The organism is Pseudarthrobacter phenanthrenivorans, assembly GCF_000813845.1.
Classification (GTDB): Bacteria; Actinomycetota; Actinomycetes; order Actinomycetales; family Micrococcaceae; genus Arthrobacter; species Arthrobacter phenanthrenivorans_B.
In genome coordinates, this window is sequence record NZ_JWTB01000027.1 from 65,898 (window position 1) to 86,083 (window position 20,186).

At 66.7% G+C, this 20,186-nt stretch carries 17 protein-coding genes and 2 pseudogenes; 15 read left to right on the forward strand and 4 right to left on the reverse strand.

Annotated features, from left to right (window positions below; all coding sequences use genetic code 11):
- Positions 1-34: 34 nt before the first annotated feature.
- Together RM50_RS14380 and RM50_RS14385 are read right to left on the reverse strand one after the other, a co-directional pair.
- A pseudogene (locus RM50_RS14380) lies at positions 35-1,245 on the reverse strand (mandelate racemase/muconate lactonizing enzyme family protein).
- 49 nt (positions 1,246-1,294) lie between these two features.
- Positions 1,295-2,338 (reverse strand): LacI family DNA-binding transcriptional regulator, encoded by a 1,044-nt coding sequence (locus RM50_RS14385; RefSeq protein ID WP_043453960.1) that lies wholly within the window; start codon positions 2,336-2,338, stop codon positions 1,295-1,297.
- A gap of 238 nt (positions 2,339-2,576) precedes the next feature.
- Between RM50_RS14385 and RM50_RS14390 the strand changes: the two genes are divergently transcribed.
- From RM50_RS14390 to RM50_RS14420, 7 genes are read left to right on the forward strand one after another with little or no spacing between them, the layout of a single operon-like run.
- The gene (locus RM50_RS14390; protein ID WP_043453962.1) at positions 2,577-3,905 is read left to right on the forward strand and encodes an extracellular solute-binding protein; all 1,329 of its coding nucleotides are present in this window, start codon (positions 2,577-2,579) and stop codon (positions 3,903-3,905) included.
- Complete coding sequence (locus RM50_RS14395; RefSeq protein ID WP_043453965.1) at positions 3,902-4,837, forward strand: carbohydrate ABC transporter permease; 936 nt, start codon at positions 3,902-3,904, stop codon at positions 4,835-4,837. Before RM50_RS14390 ends, RM50_RS14395 begins: the two co-directional genes overlap by 4 nt.
- Before the next feature lies 1 nt (position 4,838).
- Positions 4,839-5,744, forward strand: a complete 906-nt coding sequence (locus tag RM50_RS14400) for a carbohydrate ABC transporter permease (protein WP_043453969.1) — start codon at positions 4,839-4,841, stop codon at positions 5,742-5,744.
- Positions 5,745-5,758: 14 nt separating this feature from the next.
- Positions 5,759-6,949: a Gfo/Idh/MocA family protein gene (locus RM50_RS14405; RefSeq protein ID WP_043453972.1), complete on the forward strand. Its 1,191-nt coding sequence runs from the start codon at positions 5,759-5,761 to the stop codon at positions 6,947-6,949.
- A 41-nt stretch (positions 6,950-6,990) separates the two neighbouring features.
- Entirely contained in the window at positions 6,991-7,995 is a 1,005-nt protein-coding gene (locus RM50_RS14410; RefSeq protein ID WP_043453975.1) for a sugar phosphate isomerase/epimerase family protein, read from the forward strand.
- Between the two features lie 26 nt (positions 7,996-8,021).
- Positions 8,022-8,720 (forward strand): ThuA domain-containing protein, encoded by a 699-nt coding sequence (locus RM50_RS14415; RefSeq protein ID WP_043453978.1) that lies wholly within the window; start codon positions 8,022-8,024, stop codon positions 8,718-8,720.
- Entirely contained in the window at positions 8,705-9,820 is a 1,116-nt protein-coding gene (locus tag RM50_RS14420; protein WP_043453981.1) for a Gfo/Idh/MocA family protein, read from the forward strand. Before RM50_RS14415 ends, RM50_RS14420 begins: the two co-directional genes overlap by 16 nt.
- Before the next feature lie 33 nt (positions 9,821-9,853).
- Here RM50_RS14420 and RM50_RS14425 read toward each other — a convergent pair whose 3' ends face one another.
- Positions 9,854-11,005 carry a GGDEF domain-containing protein gene (locus RM50_RS14425; protein ID WP_043453983.1) on the reverse strand — a complete coding sequence of 384 codons (1,152 nt, stop codon included), beginning with the start codon at positions 11,003-11,005 and terminating at the stop codon, positions 9,854-9,856.
- 400 nt (positions 11,006-11,405) lie between these two features.
- Here RM50_RS14425 and rsgA point away from each other — a divergent pair, with 400 nt between their 5' ends.
- From rsgA to RM50_RS14460, 7 genes are all read left to right on the forward strand, one after another.
- A complete protein-coding gene (gene rsgA / locus RM50_RS14430) occupies positions 11,406-12,569 on the forward strand; it encodes a ribosome small subunit-dependent GTPase A (protein WP_043453985.1) in 1,164 nt (387 codons plus the stop codon).
- Between the two features lie 43 nt (positions 12,570-12,612).
- Entirely contained in the window at positions 12,613-13,323 is a 711-nt protein-coding gene (locus RM50_RS14435; protein ID WP_043453987.1) for an alpha/beta fold hydrolase, read from the forward strand.
- Between the two features lie 47 nt (positions 13,324-13,370).
- On the forward strand, positions 13,371-14,474 hold the full coding sequence (locus RM50_RS14440; protein ID WP_043453989.1) for an agmatine deiminase family protein: 1,104 nt from the start codon (positions 13,371-13,373) through the stop codon (positions 14,472-14,474).
- A complete protein-coding gene (locus RM50_RS14445) occupies positions 14,468-16,246 on the forward strand; it encodes an amidase (RefSeq protein WP_052260251.1) in 1,779 nt (592 codons plus the stop codon). The genes RM50_RS14440 and RM50_RS14445 overlap by 7 nt, the downstream gene beginning before the upstream one ends.
- Before the next feature lie 179 nt (positions 16,247-16,425).
- On the forward strand, positions 16,426-17,409 hold the full coding sequence (locus RM50_RS14450; protein ID WP_082007090.1) for a pentapeptide repeat-containing protein: 984 nt from the start codon (positions 16,426-16,428) through the stop codon (positions 17,407-17,409).
- Positions 17,406-18,656 carry a D-arabinono-1,4-lactone oxidase gene (locus RM50_RS14455; RefSeq protein WP_043453991.1) on the forward strand — a complete coding sequence of 417 codons (1,251 nt, stop codon included), beginning with the start codon at positions 17,406-17,408 and terminating at the stop codon, positions 18,654-18,656. The genes RM50_RS14450 and RM50_RS14455 overlap by 4 nt, the downstream gene beginning before the upstream one ends.
- 23 nt (positions 18,657-18,679) lie before the next feature.
- Positions 18,680-19,024, forward strand: coding sequence for a hypothetical protein (locus tag RM50_RS14460; RefSeq protein WP_043453993.1), 345 nt, complete (start codon positions 18,680-18,682; stop codon positions 19,022-19,024).
- Between the two features lie 141 nt (positions 19,025-19,165).
- On the opposite strand, the gene RM50_RS14465 is transcribed toward RM50_RS14460, so the two are convergent.
- Positions 19,166-19,705, reverse strand: a complete 540-nt coding sequence (locus tag RM50_RS14465; protein WP_043453995.1) for a MarR family winged helix-turn-helix transcriptional regulator — start codon at positions 19,703-19,705, stop codon at positions 19,166-19,168.
- Positions 19,706-19,978: 273 nt separating this feature from the next.
- Here RM50_RS14465 and RM50_RS14470 point away from each other — a divergent pair.
- Positions 19,979-20,186 (forward strand): annotated as a pseudogene (locus RM50_RS14470) (hypothetical protein); the annotation flags it as partial.

Consider the following 20,186-nt stretch of genomic DNA (forward strand, 5'->3'; position numbering starts at 1 on the left):
GGCGCGGCCGGCGGGCAGGCGCCGTAAAGGAGTCCTATGCCGTTCGATCGGCTCGGCCGGCGGCGGCCACGGTCCTTTCGAGGTTGAAGTAGGAACGCGCATCCGGCGGCCGGATGTCAGCCACCGCGTCGCTGAAGATCCGCATGGGGTGCGGCGTGTAGGGGTGTTCGGCGATGGCATCGAAATCCAGCTCGACGCCCAGGCCCACCCCGTCCGGCACCAGCACGTCGCCCTCCGCCGTCAGCTGGAGGCGCTCATCCGAGATATCACTGCGCCAGGGCACGTCTGTTGCCATGATTTCGAGATACCGGAAGTTTGGCAGTGCAGCGGCCAGCTGCAGGGTTGCCGCGGTGCTGAGCGGTCCACTGGGGTTGTGCGGCGCGAACGGTACGTAATGGGCCGCGGCGAGTGTGGAAATGAACGACAACTCCAGCAGTCCGCCGGCATGGGTGACGTCAGGTTGGATTAGTCCACCGCTTTGCGGGCCAGGGCCGGAATAAATGTGTTCCGTCCCATCCAGCGCTCTCCGGCGGCGACGGGCACCGGAGATTTGCTCCGCACCTCAATGAGCGCCTCGATGCTGTCCGGCGGGCATGGTTCCTCGAAAAACACAGGATTGAACGGCTCGAGCCCCCGGGCCACCTGGATGGCCGTGGGAACATCAAAGCGGCCGTGGCCTTCGATGAACAGCTCGACGTCCTCCCCCACGGCCTCGCGGACCGCGGCGACCGGCTCCAGCATCCGCCGCAGGTCCCCGGGTCCCAGCGAGAGGTCCGCGGCCTCGAATGGGTCCCATTTCAAGCCGCGGAAACCCTGGGCAACCGTGCGGACAGCAGCGGCCGCGAAGTCCTCGGGCGACGAGGCGCCGGAAAACCAGCCGTTGGCGTATGCCCGGACCCGGTCCCGGACCTGGCCGCCCAGCATCCGGTGCACCGGCACCCCCAAGGCGCGCGCGGAAACATCCCACATGGCCATCTCCAGGGCGCTGAGGGCGGTCAGCGACACCGGGCCGCCGCGCCAGTAGGCATCGCGGTTGAGTTCGTAGATGGTCCGGCTGATTCGGGTGGGGTCCTTGCCCAGCACAGCATCGGCAAGGACGGCCACGGCCCCCTGCACCGCCTGTTCCTGGCCCTCGAGGGTGGCCTCGGCGACGCCGGTAAGCCCTTCATCCGTACCCAACCGGATGAAGATCAGGTTGGTGCGGTAAAAGTCCACCACCACGGTGTCGAGGCTGGTGATTTTCATCCGTCAGGTTCCTTTTCGTTGCTGCTGCAGGAAGGCGCCGCCAGCGCGTTCAGGCGGCCGGCGGCGCGGTGGACTCCCGGACGATCAGCTGCGTTGCAAGCTCCACCCGGTGGGAATCCAAGACCTCACCGCGTACCTGGCGCAGGAGTGAGCGCAGGGCCGCACGGCCCATTTCCTCGAGCGGCTGCGCCACTGAGCTCAACGACGGAACCGACTGCTCACCCTGGTTGGTGCCGTCGAACCCGATGAGGCTGATGTCCTCCGGGATCCTGATCCCGTGGCGCCGCGCTTCGCTGAGCACGCCCAGGGCAATGGTGTCGCTCGCGGCAAAAATGGCTGTGGGCCGCGGGTCCAGCTCCAACACGGCCCGTAGCCCGGCCACCCCGCTCTCAGTCCGGAAACGGCCGCCGGTGACGATGTACTTCGGGTCCACCGGTACGCCGGCAGCCATCAGGGCGGCCATGTACCCGTGGAGCCGGGCCTGGTTGCATTCGGAGCCTTCGATGCCGCCGATGTAGGCGATCCGGCGGTGACCCAGCCCCAGGAGATGCTCCGTGGCCGCCTTGCCGCCCGCCCAGTTGGTTGCCCCGACGCTGACAACGTCAGCCGACGGCGGGTTGAGGGGGTCAATGACGACGACGGGGATCTGGCGGCGGCGGAAGGCGTGCAGCTGATCCTCGCTGAAGGCGGAGGTGACCACGATCATTCCCGCCCTGCCTTCTTCCAGCATTCGTTGGGCCCGGCGTTCAGGGGCATGCCGCCCCGGAGCTGCCTGCCCCGTCACGCTTACCAGGACTTCCACGTCGGCAGCGGCGGCAAACTGCAGGATGCCGTTCAGGACCTGGATGGTGTAGGCGGAGTCCAGCACATCGATGACGACTTCGATGACAGCTCCACTGTCCGCCGCCGCCCGGCGCTGCATGGGTGACTGGTACCCGGCCTGCTCCAGCGCGGCGAGGATCCGCGCCCTGGTTTCGGGAGCCACATCATCCCTGCCGTTCACCACCTTGGAAACGGTGGGCGCCGAGACCCCTGCCTGCCTGGCGATGGTGGCAAGCGTCGGTTTGGCGCGCTCCGGCGATTTGAGACTCATGGGTTCGCAATCTTTCGAAGATGATGACTGCCCTTATTGTGCCGATGCGGCATGCGTGGGGTCAAGGAAGCGGAAGAAAACGGAGTTCCGGCGGAAAAATTCCGCCCATCATCCCTTGACGGGGCGCATTTTTGCAGTTTTAGTTTAGACCGTGACTTAAATCACTTGCTCGAAATGTTTCGAACACATGGCGGCCCTACAGCCCGCACCTGACAGCAAATTTCACAATGGAGAAGCAATGAAGCAACCCCAGACCTCCCGCCGCTCTTTCCTCGCCCTCGCTGCCCTCACTCCCTTTGCCGTTGCCGCAACCACTGCGTGCGGAACGTCAGGTCCGGGCGCCTCCAGCGGCGGCGGGGGTGCCAGCATGTGGTACCTGTCCGGCGAACCGAACCAGACCACCATGCAGAAGGCGGTGGATGCCTTCAACTCGGCCAACTCCGCGGACAAGATCTCTGTCACCTATTTCCAGAACGACGCCTACAAAACCAAGATCAAGACCGCTATCGGCGCCAACCAGGCGCCCACCATCATCTATGGCTGGGGCGGCGGCGGGCTGAAGACCTACGCCGAGGCCAACCAGGTTGAGGACCTGACCGGCTGGTTCGAGCAAAACCCGGATCTGAAGAAGAAGTTCTTCCCGTCCGTCTTTGGCGCCGCCACTGTCAACGGCAAAATCTATGCCCTGCCCAACCAGTACGTGGCCCCGATCGTCCTGTTCTACAACAAGGAGCTTTTCCAGAAAGCCGGCGTCCAGCCGCCCAAGACCTGGGATGACATCATGTCGCTGGTCAAGACCTTCAATGACATGGGCGTGGCGCCCTTCTCCCTGGGCGGCCAGTCGCGCTGGACCTCGATGATGTGGCTCGAGTACCTGCTGGACCGGATCGGCGGCCCGGAGGTGTTCAAGGCAATCTTCGAAGGCAAGCCAAACGCGTGGATGGACCCGGCCGTGATCGAGACCGGAACCAAGATCCAGGAACTCGTCTCGGCCGAGGGGTTCATCAAGGGCTTCTCCTCCATCACCGCCGACTCACAGGCGGACCAGGCTCTGCTGTTCTCCGGCAAGGCAGCCATGATGCTGCACGGATCCTGGACCTACGGCGCCATGAAGAAGGCAGGCCAGAACTTCGTCCAGAGCGGCAAGCTGGGCTTCGTCCCGTTCCCCACCGTTGCCGGCGGGAAGGGCGATCCAAAGAACGGGGTGGGGAACCCGGCGGCCTACATGTCCATCTCCTCCAAGGCCAGCGACAAGGAAAAGGAATCCGCCAAGAAGTTCTTCAAGGACGGAATCCTGACGGACACGGTGATCGACGCCTACATCAATTCCGGCTCCGTGCCCATTGTCAACGGCATCGAGGACAAGCTGGACAAGTCCGAGGACAAGGAATTCCTGAACTTCGTCTACGGCATGGCCAAGAACGCGCCGAACTTCCAGCAGTCCTGGGACCAGGCGCTGAGCCCCACCGCGGCCGAGGCGCTGCTGAACAACATCGACCAGCTGTTCCTGAAGTCGATCACGCCGCAGCAGTTTGCCGAAAACATGAACGGCACCCTCGGGAAATGAGCAACGCCGTCTCCACCGCCCCGCGGGCAGCCGCCAGGGTGAACGATTCCAAGCAGACCGAACAGCGCAAGGCCGCCCTGGCCTGGCTGACCGTGCCCGCACTGTTCTTCTTCCTGGTGTTCGCGGTCATCCCGCTGGCCGGGGTGCTGATCCTCAGCTTCACCAGCTGGGATGGAATCGGTGCCATCGGGGCGGCGGGCCTGGACAACTGGTTCTCCGTGCTGGCCGACCCCGGGCTGTACAACGCCCTGGGGCTGACCTTCCTGATCATGATCGTCTCCTGGCTGGTCCAGACGCCCATCAGCCTGCTGCTGGGCGTCTTCACGGCCGGCAGCCAGCGCTACCGCGCGGCCCTGGCGGTGCTGTACTTCCTGCCGCTGCTGCTGTCATCGGCCGCGGTGGCCATCGCGTTCAAGGCGTTGCTGGACCCGAACTTCGGCCTGGCGACCGGCCTTGGGCTGCCGTTCCTGGCACAGGACTGGCTGGGCGTGCCGCAACTTGCCCTCGGCCTGGTCATCTTCGTCATCGCATGGCAGTTCGTGCCGTTCCACACGCTCATCTACCAGGGCGGCGTGCGGCAGATCCCGAAGTCCCTGTATGAGGCCGCCCAGATTGATGGCGCGGGAACGGTGAAGCAGTTCTTCCACATCACGCTCCCCCAGCTGAAATACACCATCATTACCTCGTCCACCCTGATGGTGGTGGGTTCACTCACCTATTTCGACCTCATCTTTGTCCTCACCGGCGGCGGCCCGGGCAACTCCACCCGGATCCTGGCCCTGGACATGTACCTGCGCGGCTTCCGGGCCAACCTCATGGGCCCGGCAAGCGTCATCGCCGTCATTCTCGTCATTATCGGCCTCGGCCTTGCCCTCTTCCTCCAGCGTCTGGGCGGCAAGGACAAGCAGGGCAGCCAATTGGAAGGTATGTAAGGTGAGCACCGTCCTGAAAAGCAATACCCAGCAGGCCAGGACCACGTCGTCCGACGGCGCTGCGCCCGCCACGCGCGGACTCGGGTCCCGGTTGAGGCGGCTCAACATTCCCGGCGGCCTGGGCGGCTGGATCTGGCTGGCCATCATCATCCTGCCGGTCTACTACGTGGTGATCACCAGCTTGAAGACGCAGGCAGGGTACTTCGGCCAGAATCCGCTGGCCCTCCCCACCTCGCCCACGCTGGAGAACTACCAGATGGTCCTCGAGGCCGATTTCGCCACGTACTTCATGAACAGCGCCATCGTCACGCTCGGCTCCGTGGTGCCCACCGTGCTGATCTCGTTCATGGCCTCGTTCGCCATCGTCCGCGGCAGCGGCAGGTTCCTCAAACTGGTCAACGGAATGTTCCTGATGGGGCTGGCCATCCCGCTGCAGGCAACCATCATCCCCATCTACCTGATGATCATCCGGCTCAACCTGTACGACAGCCTGCTGGCACTGATGCTGCCCTCCATCGCCTTTGCCATCCCGCTGACCGTCCTGATCCTGTCCAACTTCATCCGGGACGTTCCGAACGAGTTGTTCGAGTCCATGCGGCTGGACGGCTGCAGCGAGTGGCAGACCATGTGGCGGCTGGCGCTGCCACTGACGCGCCCGGCCATCGTGACGGTGGCCATCTATAACGGCCTGCACGTCTGGAACGGGTTCCTGCTTCCGCTGGTTCTCACCCAGAGCCCCGGCCTGCGCGTCCTGCCCTTGGGACTGTGGACCTTCCAGGGCGAGTTCAGCGTCAACATTCCCGCCGTCCTCGCCTCCGTGGTGCTCAGTACCCTGCCCATCCTGGTGCTCTATGTGGTCGGCCGCCGCCAACTGCTGGCGGGCCTGACCGCGGGCTTCAGCAAGTAGAAAGGACCCTCACAATGACCACCGCACAACCCCTGCGGGTCGGCATGGTCGGTTACGCCTTCATGGGTGCGGCCCACTCCCACGCCTGGCGGACGGCACCGCGGTTCTTCGACCTGCCGCTGCAACCACGGCTCGCCGCCGTTGCCGGCAGGAATGCCGACGGCGTCCGGGCCGCAGCGGACAAGCTGGGCTGGGATTCCGTGGAGACGGACTGGCGCCGCCTGATTGAGCGCGACGACATCGACCTCATCGATATCTGCACGCCCGGCAACACGCACGCCGACATCGCCATCGCCGCCCTCGAAGCCGGCAAGCACGTGCTGTGCGAAAAGCCGCTCGCCAATTCCGTCGAGGAAGCCGAGCGGATGACGCTGGCGGCCGAAACCGCAGCCAAGCACGGGGTCTTCTCCATGTGCGGCTTCAGCTACCGCCGGACCCCGGCCCTGGCACTGGCCAAGCGGTTCGTGGACCAGGGCAGGTTGGGAGAGATCCGGCATGTGCGGGCCCAGTACCTGCAGGACTGGCTCTCGGATGCCAACGCGCCCATGACCTGGCGGCTGGACAGGAGCAAGTCCGGCTCCGGCTCCCTGGGCGACATCGGCGCGCACAGCATCGATGCCGCCCAGTGGGTCACCGGCCACAACATCACCGGCGTGTCAGCGCTGCTGGAGACGTTCGTCCCCGAACGTCCGTTGGCGGGCGACCTGGTGGGGCTTGGCGGCCACGGCGACCTCAGCAGCGATGCCCCGCGCGGAAAAGTCACCGTCGATGACGCGGCGATCTTCAGTGCAAAGTTCGACGGCGGCGCTGCAGCAGGTGCCATCGGCGTCTTTGAGGCCACACGGTACGCCCTGGGCAGGAAGAACGCCATGCGCCTGGAAGTCAACGGCACCAAGGGCTCGCTCGCCTTCGACTTCGAGGACATGAACGTCCTGTCCTTTTATGACGCGGCGGAGTCCCCCGACGCCGGTTTCCGGCGCATCTTCGTCACCGAACCCGAACACCCCTACGTCGGGCACTGGTGGCCCACCGGCCACGGACTGGGGTACGAACACGGCTTCACGCACCAGGTGGTGGACCTCGTCACTGCCATCGGTGAAGGCCGGCAGCCCGAACCCTCGTTCGCGGACGCCCTGCAGGTGCAGCGGGTCCTCGCCGCCGTCGAAGCCAGCGCCGCGAACTCCAGCCAGTGGCAAAAAGTCTGACCAGCCACACCCGAACAGTCAACGCAACCAAGGAAAGATACATGACACGACCAATCACGCTGTTCACCGGGCAGTGGGCCGACCTGCCTTTCGAGGAAGTGGCGCGTCTCGCGGGCGAGTGGGGCTTTGACGGGCTGGAAATCGCCTGCTGGGGCGACCACCTTGACCCCCGCCGGGCCGCGGAGGACGACAACTACCTCCAGGGGCGCCTGGACATCCTTGAGAAGAACAACCTCAAGGTCTTCGCCATCGCCAACCACCTGACCGGCCAGGCCGTCTGCGATGACCCCATCGACGAACGCCACCAGGGCATCCTGTCCCCGGAGGTCTGGGGCAACGGGGAGCCCGAAGGAGTACGCCGCCGGGCCGCCGAGGCCATGAAGGACACAGCCCGTGCCGCCAGGCGGCTTGGCGTGAAGACCGTTACGGGATTCACCGGCTCATCCATCTGGAAAGCCGTGGCCATGTTCCCGCCTGCATCCCAGGCGATGATCGACGCCGGCTACCAGGACTTCGCGGACCGCTGGAACCCCATCCTGGACGTCTTCGACGAGCAGGAGGTCCGGTTCGCCCTGGAGGTCCATCCATCGGAGATCGCCTACGACTACTGGACCACCAAGCGCACGCTGGAAGCGATCGGGCACCGCAGAAACTTCGGCCTGAACTTCGACCCCTCCCACTTCATCTGGCAGGACCTGGATCCCGTCATGTTCCTGCAGGACTTCGCGGACAGGATCTTCCACGTCCATGTCAAGGAATCGGTCCGCCAACTGGATGGCCGCAACGGCCGGCTCGGCTCGCACCTGGCCTGGGCGGACCCCCGGCGCGGCTGGGACTTTGTCACGGCAGGGCACGGGGACGTGCAGTGGAACCGGATCTTCCGGACGTTGAACGCCATCGGCTACGACGGCCCCACCAGCATCGAATGGGAGGATGCCGGCATGGACCGCCTCATCGGCGCCCCGCAGGCACTGGCCATGGTGCAGGAACTCGCCCGGATCGCCCCTCCCGCGGCCGCCTTCGACGCCGCCTTCGCCAGCCGCTGAAGCAACCCAACGCAAGGAACAGACCCATGACAGAAAACAAGGCAGCCCTCGTCGTCCGCGGCGGCTGGGATGGACACCAGCCCTACGAGGCCACCGAGCTCTTCATCCCCTACTTGAAAGAGAATGGCTACGACGTCCGGGTGGAGGAATCCCCCAAGGTCTACGCCGATGCCGGCTACATGGCAGGGGTGGACCTCATCATGCAATGCATGACCATGTACACCATCGAAAAGGACGAGTTCGCCGGACTGCGGGCAGCCGTGGAGAACGGCACCGGCCTGGCCGGCTGGCACGGCGGCATCGCCGACTCCTACCGCAACACCTCCGACTACCTGCACCTCATCGGGGGCCAGTTTGCCTGCCACCCCGGCAAGCACCCGGACGAGTGCATCGGCGAACAATCAGACAACTACGTGCCCTACACCGTCAACATGCTGCCCGCAGCCGCCGATCACCCCATCACCAAGGGCATCCAGGACTTCGATCTGGTCACGGAGCAGTACTGGGTCCTGTCCGACGACTACATCGACGTCCTGGCCACCACCACGCAGAAAGTCCGCGAGTGGGACCCCTGGCACCGGGAAGTCACTTCCCCCGCCATCTGGACCCGGCAATGGGGCAAGGGCCGCATTTTCGTGGCCACCCCAGGCCACCGGGTGGAAATCCTCCAGGACCGCAACGTACGCACCATCATCGAAAGGGGCCTGCTGTGGGCAAGCCGTTGAACGTAGGAATCATTGGCTGCGGAGCCATCATCACCCAGTACCTGGCGAGCTTCCGGCGCCTCGACCCCATCAGGCTGGTGGCCGTGGCGGACCTGGATCCGGCACGCGCCCAGGCAGTCGCGGATGATTACGACGGCGTCAGGGCCATTTCCGTGGAGGAACTGCTCGCCGCCGACGACGTGGACCTCGTCCTGAACCTGACCATCCCCGCAGCACACGCGGACGTGGCCCTGAAGGCGATCGCGGCAGGGAAGAGCGTCTACGGCGAAAAGCCGCTCGCTGCCACCACCGAAGAGGCCCGCCAGGTGCTGGACGCCGCCCGCCAGGCCGGCGTCACCGTCGGCTGCGCCCCTGACACCGTGCTGGGCACCGGAATCCAAACCGCCCGCAAAGCCATCGACGACGGCCTCATCGGCGCCCCCATCTCGGCCTCGGCCACCATGGTGACCCCGGGCCACGAACGCTGGCACCCCAACCCGGACTTCTACTACCAGCCCGGCGGCGGCCCCCTCCTGGACATGGGCCCCTACTACGTCACCGCCCTCGTGACGCTGCTCGGCCCGGTGGTGTCGGTGATCGGCGCCGCCAGCCACACCCGCAACGAACGGACCATCGGATCCGGGCCCCGGCAGGGCGAAAAGGTGCCCGTCAGCATCGACTCCCACGTCACGGGGATCCTGGTCCACGCCTCCGGTGCGCTCTCCACCCTGTTCATGAGCTTCGATGCCGTAAAGTCCAAGTCACCGAACATCGAAATCCACGGCGAGCAGGGATCCCTCGTGGTTCCGGACCCCAACCACTTCGACGGCGACGTGCAGCTGTTCTCACTCGGTGCCGAGGACTGGGAGACCCTTCCCGCCTCCGCGGGCTATGTCGATTCCGGGCGCGGATTCGGCATCGCAGACCTTGCATCCACCCCGCACGGCAAGGAACCGCGCGCCGGCGGAACCCTGGCCAACCACGTCCTGGAGGTCATGGAATCCGTCCTCAAGGCCGCCCACAGCGGCATGACCGTGGCCATCCAGAGCACCGTTGACCGGCCGGAAAGCGTGCCGCTGACCGCGCTGGCCGAACAGGCGGACGCCGTCCAATCCCGGTAGGCCGGAGGAACCGCGCCGCTGGGCGCAGCAGGGCTACCGCAGCCCGTCGCTGCGGGCGGCGCGGTTCCGGCCCAGCGACTTTGCCCGGTACAACGCCTCATCCGCTGCCTCGATGAGCCCATCCACGGTGGAGGTCCCGCCGTCGTACGTTGAAATGCCGTAACTCGCCGTGGGCATTTCCATGCCGTTCCGCGTCTCTGCGCCGGCCAGGCGCCTGCTGATTTCCTGGGCGATCGCCTCGGCCCGTTCTGCGCTGGCCCCGGGAACCAGGATCACGAATTCTTCCCCGCCGTACCTCCCGGTCAGGTCGGTGGAACGCACGGTAGCCACGCAGGCGTCGGCGAAGGCCTGCAGCGCCATGTCACCGGCTGCATGGCCGTAGGTATCGTTAACGGCTTTGAAGTGGTCCAGGTCCGCCAGGATAAGGGCCCCGGAACCTCCGGTGATGGTCCGGTCGGCCAGCTGCTCGGCCGCAAGATCAAGAAAGGCCTTGCGGTTCAGCAGGCCGGTGAGGTCATCGCGGGTGGCCACCACGCGCAGGGCGCGGGTCTGCTGTTCGGTGCTCAAGGCCGCCATGCTGAAGGAAACCACCACCAGCAGCACCATGGTCACCATGGTGGTCACGGCCGATCCGAACACGGTAGTGAAGACCACCCCCTCCGGTCCCTCCACGAGGAACGCGAGCCAACGGAAAAAGTAAAAGACGGAAAGGCCGCCTGCAGCCACCGCCATGGGGAGCCGGACCCGCGAATAGCCCGGCTCAAGGCGCCAGAGCTCGCGCGAAGCCAGCCCGATGGTCAGGCTCATGGCGGCCAGGAACACCGGGCCGCCGGACCAGGTATTGGTGGCCGGATGGTCCAGCAGGGAAGCCACCAGGGTGACCAGGGGAATCCCGGTGAAGGCCCACCTTGGCGGCCGCACCGTCCGCAGTGAGCGCGCCCCGGCCCACACTGCCACACCGCCGTGGACCAGCAGTGTGTTGCCCACCGGATTGGCCCACACCTGGTGCGGGGTGCCGTCCAGCAGGAAGCAGCCGGATCCGGTCAGGAAGAAGAGGAGGGCACCGCACCACCACGCACTGTATGGCGAGCGCGTCAGCCGGTACGCGGAAAAGTAGAAGAGGACCACCAGCACCAGGGCCATCAGGCCGAAAGCGATGCGGAGGGTTGCCGTGTCCAGAACCATGTGACCGCAGTGCCCCCAAAACCCAAATGCCCACGCCAGTATCGAATCGCAGCATACAGGCTGCGGGTGGTCCTTACCCCTGATCGGAATAACGTAACGGACCCGGGGGTCGGTTATCCGGCACCAAAGCCCTGGCCTCTGGCGGAAGTGGCACCACCCCAGCTCTGGTCCCCGACGCCGGCGGCCACTAGAGTGGGATCCGGCCCCACCCTGCCGTCCCGGCGGGGCAACGGAACGCCGCACGAGGGAATGGAGGTGGTTCTGATGACTGCTGTCGCCGCGCGCCTTGAGCGCCCAGCATCCACACCATCAACCATCCCTCCCCGCTGCACCCGCCTCACCTGACGGCGCCTGTCCGGAACACCGCGGCTGCACCGGGGACTTGCCCAAGGAAACCACCGTGCATCCTTCTTCAGGCAACGCCCTCAACAACACCTCGGGCATCAGCCCATCCCTTGCCGACGGTCCGGCCGCCTACGGCTACACGCCCGGCGTGGACCGCCACTTCAACCAGCACCCATGTCCCGGAGCCACCGGACGCGGGCGGGTGGTGCGCGTGGACCGCACCCTGCTGCTCGTCGCCGTTACCGATGGGCTGCTGCACCTGCCCTATCCGCTGTCCGGTGAACAGCCAGTCACCGGCGACTGGGTCTGGCTTGGACCCAACCGGGCGGGCCACCGCCAGATCCTTGCCGTCCTTCCCCGCCGTTCCGAACTCAGCCGCAAGCGCGCGTTCGAGGACTCCTCCGAAGAGCAGGTCCTGGCCGCGAACATGGACACCGTTGGAGTGGTGGTACCCGTGGACCGGCCGCTCACCCACAACCGGCTCGAGCGCACCTTGGTTGCCGCCTGGGACTCCGGCGCCACTCCGCTGGTGATCATCACCAAGGCTGACCTTGCGCAGGTGGCGGACGACGTCGTCGGCAAAGTCATCCTGCAGGCGGCGGGCGTGGAGGTGGTCACCACGTCCGCGGACAACGGCGACGGCATCGACGAGCTGCTGGCCCGCATTCCGGCCGGCGGCACCATCGTCTTCCTCGGCCCCTCGGGCGCCGGCAAGTCCACCCTTGTCAATGCTCTGGTGGGACGCGAAGTCCAGCAAACCGGGGAGGTCAGGTCCGGGGACTTCAAGGGCAGGCACACCACCACCGCCCGCGAGCTGGTGCCGCTGTCCAACGGCACGGTGCTGATGGACACCCCCGGCGTTCGCGGCTTCGGACTGTTCGACGCCGGGGAGGGCCTGGGCGGGATGTTCGGCGACGTGGAGGAACTGGCTGCCGGCTGCCGGTTTGCGGACTGCGGGCATGGAAACGAGCCCGGCTGCGCCGTCCGGGAGGCGATCGGGACAGGTGCCCTTACCCTGCGCCGCTGGAACTCCTACCAGAAGATGCAGCGGGAGCTGGCCGCGCTTGCACGGCGCTCCGACGTCGCCGCCCAGCGCGCGTACCACCGTGAGTGGCACCAGAAAGTGGTCTCCGGGGAAAAGTCGCAGCGCTGGGCTGAGCGCGAAGCCGCCGAGCGCGGCAACCGGACGGGAGGAAAGGACCGGAAGCGGAAGCGGTAGCACCCCTTGCTGCCGTGTCGGGGCCGGGGAGTAGGGTTCGGTCATGGACATCATCCTGGTTCCCGGTTTTTGGTTGGACGCCTCATCGTGGGACGCGGTGACGCCTGCATTGGACGCTGCAGGCCACCGCCCCCGGCCCCTCACGCTTCCCGGGAAAGAGTCGGCGGACGCCAACCGGGCGGGCATAACCCTGCAGGACCATATCGACGCCGTCGTGGAGGCCATCGACAATGCGCCCGGCAAGGTCGTCCTGGTGGGCCATTCCGGCGGCGGTGCCATCATTCACGGTGCCGTGGACGCGCGGCCAGGGAAGGTGGAGCGCGCCATCTACGTCGACAGCGGGCCGCTGGGTGAGGGTGGCGTCATCAATGACGAATTGCCGGCCGAAGGCGACGACGTGCCGCTGCCGCCGTGGGAGAGTTTCGACGACGCCGACCTGGTGGACCTGGACGATCAACTCCGCCAGGCCTTCCGCGCCCGCGCAGTCCCCGAGCCCCGCGGTGTGGCGTACGGACGGCAGCACCTGCATGACGAACGCCGGTATGGGGTACCCGCCACGGTGATCGCATGCGAATTCCCCTCGGCGATGCTGCGTGAATGGATGGCGGCCGGGAACCCCTTCGTGGCGGAACTGGCAAGGGTTGGCGACGTCGAATTCGTCGACCTGCCCACCGGGCACTGGCCTCAGTTCACCAAGCCGGCGGAACTGGGGCGCGCCATCGTGGCGGCCGTGGATCGGGGACGCCGGACCTGATGCGACACACTCTTGCGCACCGCCTGCGGTGTCCCCATAATAAATGAATGGCATTCATTTATTCGACCGAAGCCCGGGGCAACGCCGCCGCTGGGCACTCCTCCCCCGACTCCCAACTCCGCATGCCTGCAGAGTGGGACAGGCACCAGCGCACCTGGATGGGATTCCCGCCGCCGAACGACACCTTTGGTCAGGTGGGAAGCCCAACCCTGGACCGGGCCCGCGCAGCCTGGACGCGGGTTGCCCAAACCATCGCCCGGTACGAGCCTGTCACCGTGCTGGCAGACCCCCGCGATGCCACGGCCGCAAGGGAATGGCTGGGTGAGGGTATCGACGTCGTGGAGGTTCCACTTGACGATGCCTGGCTGCGGGACAGCGGCCCCAGCTTCGTGCACGGCCAGGATGGATCACTGGTGGCCGTTGACTGGATCTTTAACGGCTGGGGCGCCCAGGAGTGGGCGGCCTGGGACAAGGACCAGCACGTGGCCCGGAGCGTGGCCGCCGGTATCGATGCGCCGGTAAGGCCCAGCCCGCTGGTGAACGAAGGCGGCGGGTTCCACGTGGACGGCCAGGGAACGGTGCTGTTGACCGAGACGGTCCAGCTCGATCCGGGCCGCAACCCCGGCGCCACCAAGGCATCGGTCGAGGCGGAGTTCCACGCTGCACTCGGCACCACCAAGGCCATTTGGCTTCCGCGGGGCCTGACCCGCGACTACGACGAATTCGGAACCCGCGGCCATGTGGACATCGTGGCGGCCTTCGCCGGGGCAGGCACCATCCTGCTGCACCGCCAGGATGATGCCGCGCACCCCGATCATGCCGTCTACCTGCAGCTGAAGGCAGTCCTTGCCGGCCAACTGGACGCCCAGGGCAGGCCTTTGCGCATCATCGACGTTCCCGCCCCCACAACGCTCAAGGGCGATGAGGGCTGGGTGGACTGGTCCTACATCAACCACTACGTCGCCAACAACGTGGTGGTGCTCTGCAGCTTCGACGATCCCAACGACGCCATCGCGGCCGGCATCCTGGAGCGGGCCTATCCAGGACGGACGGTGGAACTGGTGGACGCCCGCGACATCTTCGCCTTCGGCGGGGGCATCCACTGCATCACGCAGCAGCAGCCTGCGGCCAAGGACGGAGGGTCATGGTGAAGACCGCCCCCACGCAACCGCTTCCGCGTTCCCAGCGGCAGTTCGATGTGGTGGAGGCCGGCATCAGCCGCCTCCGCGCCGCCCTGGACTCCGGTGAGGTGACCAGCGAGGAACTGGTCCGCCTGTACCTGGACCGCATCGAGAAGTATGACTCTGCCGGCATACACCTGAACGCCCTCGTCGTCCTGAACCCCGAAGCCATTGCGGAGGCCCAGGCGTCGGACCGGCGCAGGGCGGCCGGCTTCACTCTTGGCCCCCTCGACGGCATCCCCTATACGGCGAAGGACAGCTATCAGGTGGAAGGGCTCACCGTGGCAGCCGGCTCGCCGGCATTCAAGGATCTGGTGGCCCAACAGGACGCCTTCACCATCGAACGGCTGCGGGCCGGTGGAGCAGTGCTGATTGGCCTGACCAACATGCCACCCATGGCCAATGGAGGTATGCAGCGCGGGGTATATGGTCGGGCGGAGAGCCCCTACAACGCCAACTACCTCACCGCGGCCTTCGCATCCGGTTCGTCCAACGGTTCAGGAACCGCCACCGCGACCAGCTTCGCAGCCTTCGGCCTGGCCGAGGAGACCTGGTCCTCGGGGCGGGCACCGGCGTCAAACAATGCGCTCTGCGCCTACACGCCCTCGCGCGGAGTCATCTCCGTGCGCGGCAACTGGCCCCTGGTGCCCACCATGGACGTGGTGGTGCCCCATACCCGCACGATGGCCGACCTGCTTGAAGTCCTGGACGTGGTGGTCGCTGACGACACCGAGACCCGGGGGGATTTCTGGCGGGTCCAGCCCTGGATTCCGGTGCCCAAGGCATCCGCCGTCCGCCCGCCGTCGTACCTTGACCTGGCCGTACCGGACGCTGACGCGGCCGCTGGCGTGCTCGCGGGCAAGCGGTTCGGCATTCCCCGGATGTACATCAACGCCGATCCCGAAGCCGGCACGGCTGCGGCACCGGGCATCGGCGGACCCACCGGGCAGAGGATCGAGACGCGCGCCTCGATCCTGAAGCTGTGGAATGCCGCGCGGCGCGATCTTGAAGCCGCAGGCGCCGAGGTGGTGGAGGTGGACTTCCCCGTAGTGTCCAACTACGAGGGCGACCGTCCCGGCGCACCCACCATCGCCACCCGCGGCCTGGTGCCCCCGGAATACCTCCGGCGGGAAATCGTGGACTTGTCCGCCTGGGCGTGGAACGACTTCCTTGAAGCCAACGGCGACCCGCGGCTCAACCGCCTGGCCGACGTGGACGGTTCCGCCATTTTCCCTGCCCCGGCCGGTGCCCTGCCCGACCGCTACGACGGCTTCGATGACGACATCAGCGACTACCCCGCCTGGATCCGCGAACACGGCGTTCCGGATCTTGACCGCATTCCGCACCTGGCCGACGGCCTGGCCGGACTGGAGGAAACCCGCCGCGTGGACCTGGAGGAATGGATGGACCGGATGGGCCTGGACGCAGTGGTGTTCCCGGCGGCCTCGGACGTGGGACCGGCCGATGCCGACACCAACCCCGCCTCGGCGGACATTGCCTGGCGCAACGGGGTGTGGGTGGCCAACGGGAACCTGGTTCCACGGCACCTCGGCATCCCCACCGTCACGGTTCCCATGGGGTTGGCGGAGGACATCGGGATGCCGGTGGGGTTGACCTTCGCCGGCAAGGCGTACTCCGACACAGACCTGCTCCGCCTTTCCGCCGCGTTCGAAGCCACCGGCCGCCGGCGCGTTCCGCCGCCCCGCACCACGCCTGCCGCTGGTCAGGAGATCCCTCGCTGAACCAGCCACAGGGGGATATTCTGGAGTCAGTGACTTCCCTTCCTTGCCGTTGACTTCCAGCCATCCGACGTTCCCGTCCTTCCTTGCAGGAACGGTGATTCCGTGCGCCCGGGAGGGGGACCCAGCCCTGGGTTCCCCTCCCTTCCGCACCCTTATCGGAACCACCTTCGGGAGCCACCATGAAACCCACTACGCCCTCATCAACGGACAATTCCCCCGGCCGGGGCACCCTCCGGCCTGACTGCGCACACTGCTTCGCGCTGTGCTGCACCGCTTTCGGATTCGCGCGATCGGCGGACTTCGCCATCGACAAGCCGCCTGCCACGCCGTGCCCCAACCTGGCTGCGGACTTCTCCTGCACCATCCATGACCGGCTCCGGCCCCGGGGCTTCACCGGCTGCACGGTCTTTGACTGCTTCGGCGCCGGACAGGCGGTCAGCCAGCGGCTGTTCCACGGCGTCAGCTGGCGCGACAACCCGGACTCCGCGGCCGGTATGTTCGCCGCCTTCAGGGTCCTGCGCCAACTGCACGAGATGCTGTGGCTGCTGGGGCAGGCCGCGGTAAGGGCCTACGGCCCGGATACTGCCGGGGATGTGCGGCACCTGGCGGGCGCAGTCCGGAAGGTCGCGGACAGCGGGCTGGAAGACCTCCTGGCGGCCGACGTCGAGTACCTCCACCGGCGGGTGGGCGAGACGCTGCGTGTGGTCAGCGAAGAGGCACGCGCCGGATACTTCGGCGCGGAATCCACCGACGGGGGTTACTCCACGCCGGGCCGGCGGGCGTCCTTGGAGGCCGGCGCTGACCTGGCGGGGGCCGACCTGCGGGGGCTCCCGCTGTGCGGAGCCGATCTACACGGCGCCTGCCTGATCGCAGCCGACCTGCGGGGTGTAGACCTGACGGCGACGGACCTCCTGGGGGCGGACCTGCGGGACGCAAGGCTCGACGGCGCCGACCTCGCCGGTGCACTCTTCCTCACCCAGCCGCAGGTCAACGCAGCCAGGGGCAGCGGATCGACCAGCCTCCCGGCCGGCCTGGATCAGCCGAGCCACTGGGTGGCGTCCCGCCTGCACAAGCTCCGACCGCACGGCGGAAGCGCCTTGACAGGCGGGATTGTTAGCGCTGACAGTGGAGGAAACCGACCCCAAGTGAAAGCCACCCGATGAAGAACTGGGCAGGAAACCTCGAATACTCCTCCGCGGACGTCGTCCGGCCGGAATCCGTCGCTGAGCTGGCCGAAGCAGTGGCCGCGGCACCGCGGGTGAAGGCGCTCGGCTCCCGGCATTCGTTCAACCGGGTGGGCGATACCGACGGCGTGCACGTGCTTCTCGACGCCCTGCCGCAGCAGGTGGAGCTGGACACCGCCCGGGGGACCGTACGGGTCAGCGGCGGAGTCAGCTACGGCGCGCTGTGCCGCACCCTGGAAGAGTTCGGCATGGCAATCCACAACCTTGCCTCGCTGCCGCACATCTCGGTGGCGGGCGCGGTGCAGACCGGAACGCACGGCTCCGGGGTGAACAACCAGGCACTTGCGGGTGCCGTGGAATCCATCGAGCTGGTCAGGGCGTCCGGCGAGCACGCCACTCTCAGCCGGGCGGACGGGGACGAATTCCTGGCCAGCGTGGTGGGCATCGGCGCCCTGGGCATCGTCACCGGCCTGGAACTGTCGGTGCGGCCAAGCTTCACCATGCGCCAACGGGTCCTTGAGGACCTGCCCTGGGAGAACGCGCTGTCGGATTTCGGTGCCATCGTGTCCAGCGCGTACAGCGTCAGCCTGTTCACGGACTATGCCGGCGACAGGATCAACCAGGTCTGGCTCAAGGCCGTTGAGGGCGAACCGCCGCTTCCCGGCCTGTTCGGTGCCAGGGCCGCCGTCAGCCCCCGGCACCCGCTCCCGGACATGTCCGCCGAAAACTGCACCGCGCAGCTGGACCAACCCGGACTGTGGCTGGACCGGCTGCCGCACTTCCGCCACGAGTTCACCCCAAGCAACGGGGACGAACTGCAGAGTGAGTTCATCCTTCCCCTTGAGCATGCCCCCGCGGCGCTCCAGGCCGTCCGTGGCCTGGCGGACCGGCTGGCGCCCCTGCTGTTCGTCTCGGAAATCCGGACCGGCGCGGCCGATGAGTTCTGGCTCAGCCCGTTCTACCGGCAACAAAGTGTGGCCCTGCACTTCACCTGGAAACCGCTGCAGCCAGAGGTGGAAGCCGTCCTCCCCGAACTCGAAGAGGCGCTGCGGCCGTTCGGCGCACGCCCGCACTGGGGCAAACTGTTCACCGCCGGCGGGCATGACTGGGCGCAGTTGTACCCGCGCTTCGACGACTTCCGTTCCCTCGCCGCACGGCATGACCCCGAGGGCAAATTCCGGAACGGACTGCTGGACAGCATCCTGGGCGTGCCGGCCCGCCGTTAACCTGCCACCGGTACGCTGGGGGCATGAGCTTCCGCACCGCCGTCGCGCCCGCCACCGCACTATGCACTGCCATGCTGCTGCTTACGGGCTGCGGCGCAGTGGGGGAAGCTGCCGGCAACGCCGCCAGCGATGCCGCCTCCAAAGCCGCCTCCGCCGCCGCCCAGGAACTGAACCGTCAGATCTGCGCAGTGGTCCAGGACGGCCTGGTCAGTGCCTCGGACAAGCAGGTGCTGGCGGGGCTGGTTTCGGCCGCCCGGACCGCCGGGGTGCCCACAGAAATTACGACGCCGCTGGGCCAGATTGCGGAGGCCGGGGACCAGGTGCCGGCCGGCTCCGTCCAGGCCCTGAGGGACGCCTGCCAGGCCTGATCGGCCCGGGGCCGGAAGTCCCTTCAGCCTGCTCTTTCCCGCGGCTACCGTGGAGTGACAGCCCGTAAGCGTGTCATGCAGGACCACGTGCGAGGGAGACGGCCATTGCAGAGCGTGCCGACACCCAGCCCGGTGGCATCCTCAGTTCTGGCGGGGTTGTTCCCAGCCGCGCAGGCCTCCTGCCCGCCCGGGCGGGGGCCTGTGCGCATGTCCTGCCCGGTGCTCGGGCGGCGCGAACGGCAGCACGCCCGTGTCCCGGCCAGGGGGAACGGCCTGCACAAACTTCGTCAGTTCCTCCCGCAGCGCCTTCCACGCTATGTCCGGATCGTCCGGATAGGCGTTGATTTCTGCCTGCCGGGCTGCGTCCACCGCCGCAAGGCCGGCGTCCGTCAGTTCCACTTTCAGCTGCCGGCGGTCCGACGCGTGGCGCGTTCGGGTGATAAGTCCGGCCGACTCGAGCCGGGCAAGCACCCGGCCGAGCGTCTGGCTTTGGACCCTAATGGCATCGGCAAGCTGCTCCTGGTTCAATGGACCCCCCGTCAGGCCTTCCAAGGCAATGACAGCCGCCCGGGTGAGGCCTAGGGGGGCCAGTGCATCGTCCTGGCGCCGCTGGATCAGCCGCGCCGCCAGAGTGATGAGGCGGTAGCTGCTCCGGGCGTCCGGATCGAGATTGCTGGTCATCGGCCGTGGCCTTCCTGTAGGTGGCGAAGTGCTGGTCACCCTGCGTCGCTACACTCCTACAATAAGCATGCTTAGCAACCTAACCGCAAGTAGGCTTACTATCACCGCGCCGCCCCCTGGGCGTTTCAGTGGCACCGAAACCCGCCGCCCGGCATTAACCCTTGCATTCGATTTGAAAAGTGTGCTTAGTATCTAATTAGTAACCTTGCTTACTAAGTTGCCAGCACTGCTGGTTCTTGATCGCCAGCTACCCCTTTCGGAAAGAGAGCGAAGATGACAGAGAACCAATGGCCCCAGACACCCCGCACCGCAACCGAGCCGGGAATCCCAGATCCCTACGGCACAACAGCTGCGGTTTCGGAGACCACGTACCCAGTGGGTACCGGTGACACCTCCAAGACCCAGGCGGCCAAGCAGGAGGCCTCCAACGTTGCCGGCGAGGCGTCATCCGCGGCGCAGAGTGTTGCGGAGACTGCCAAGA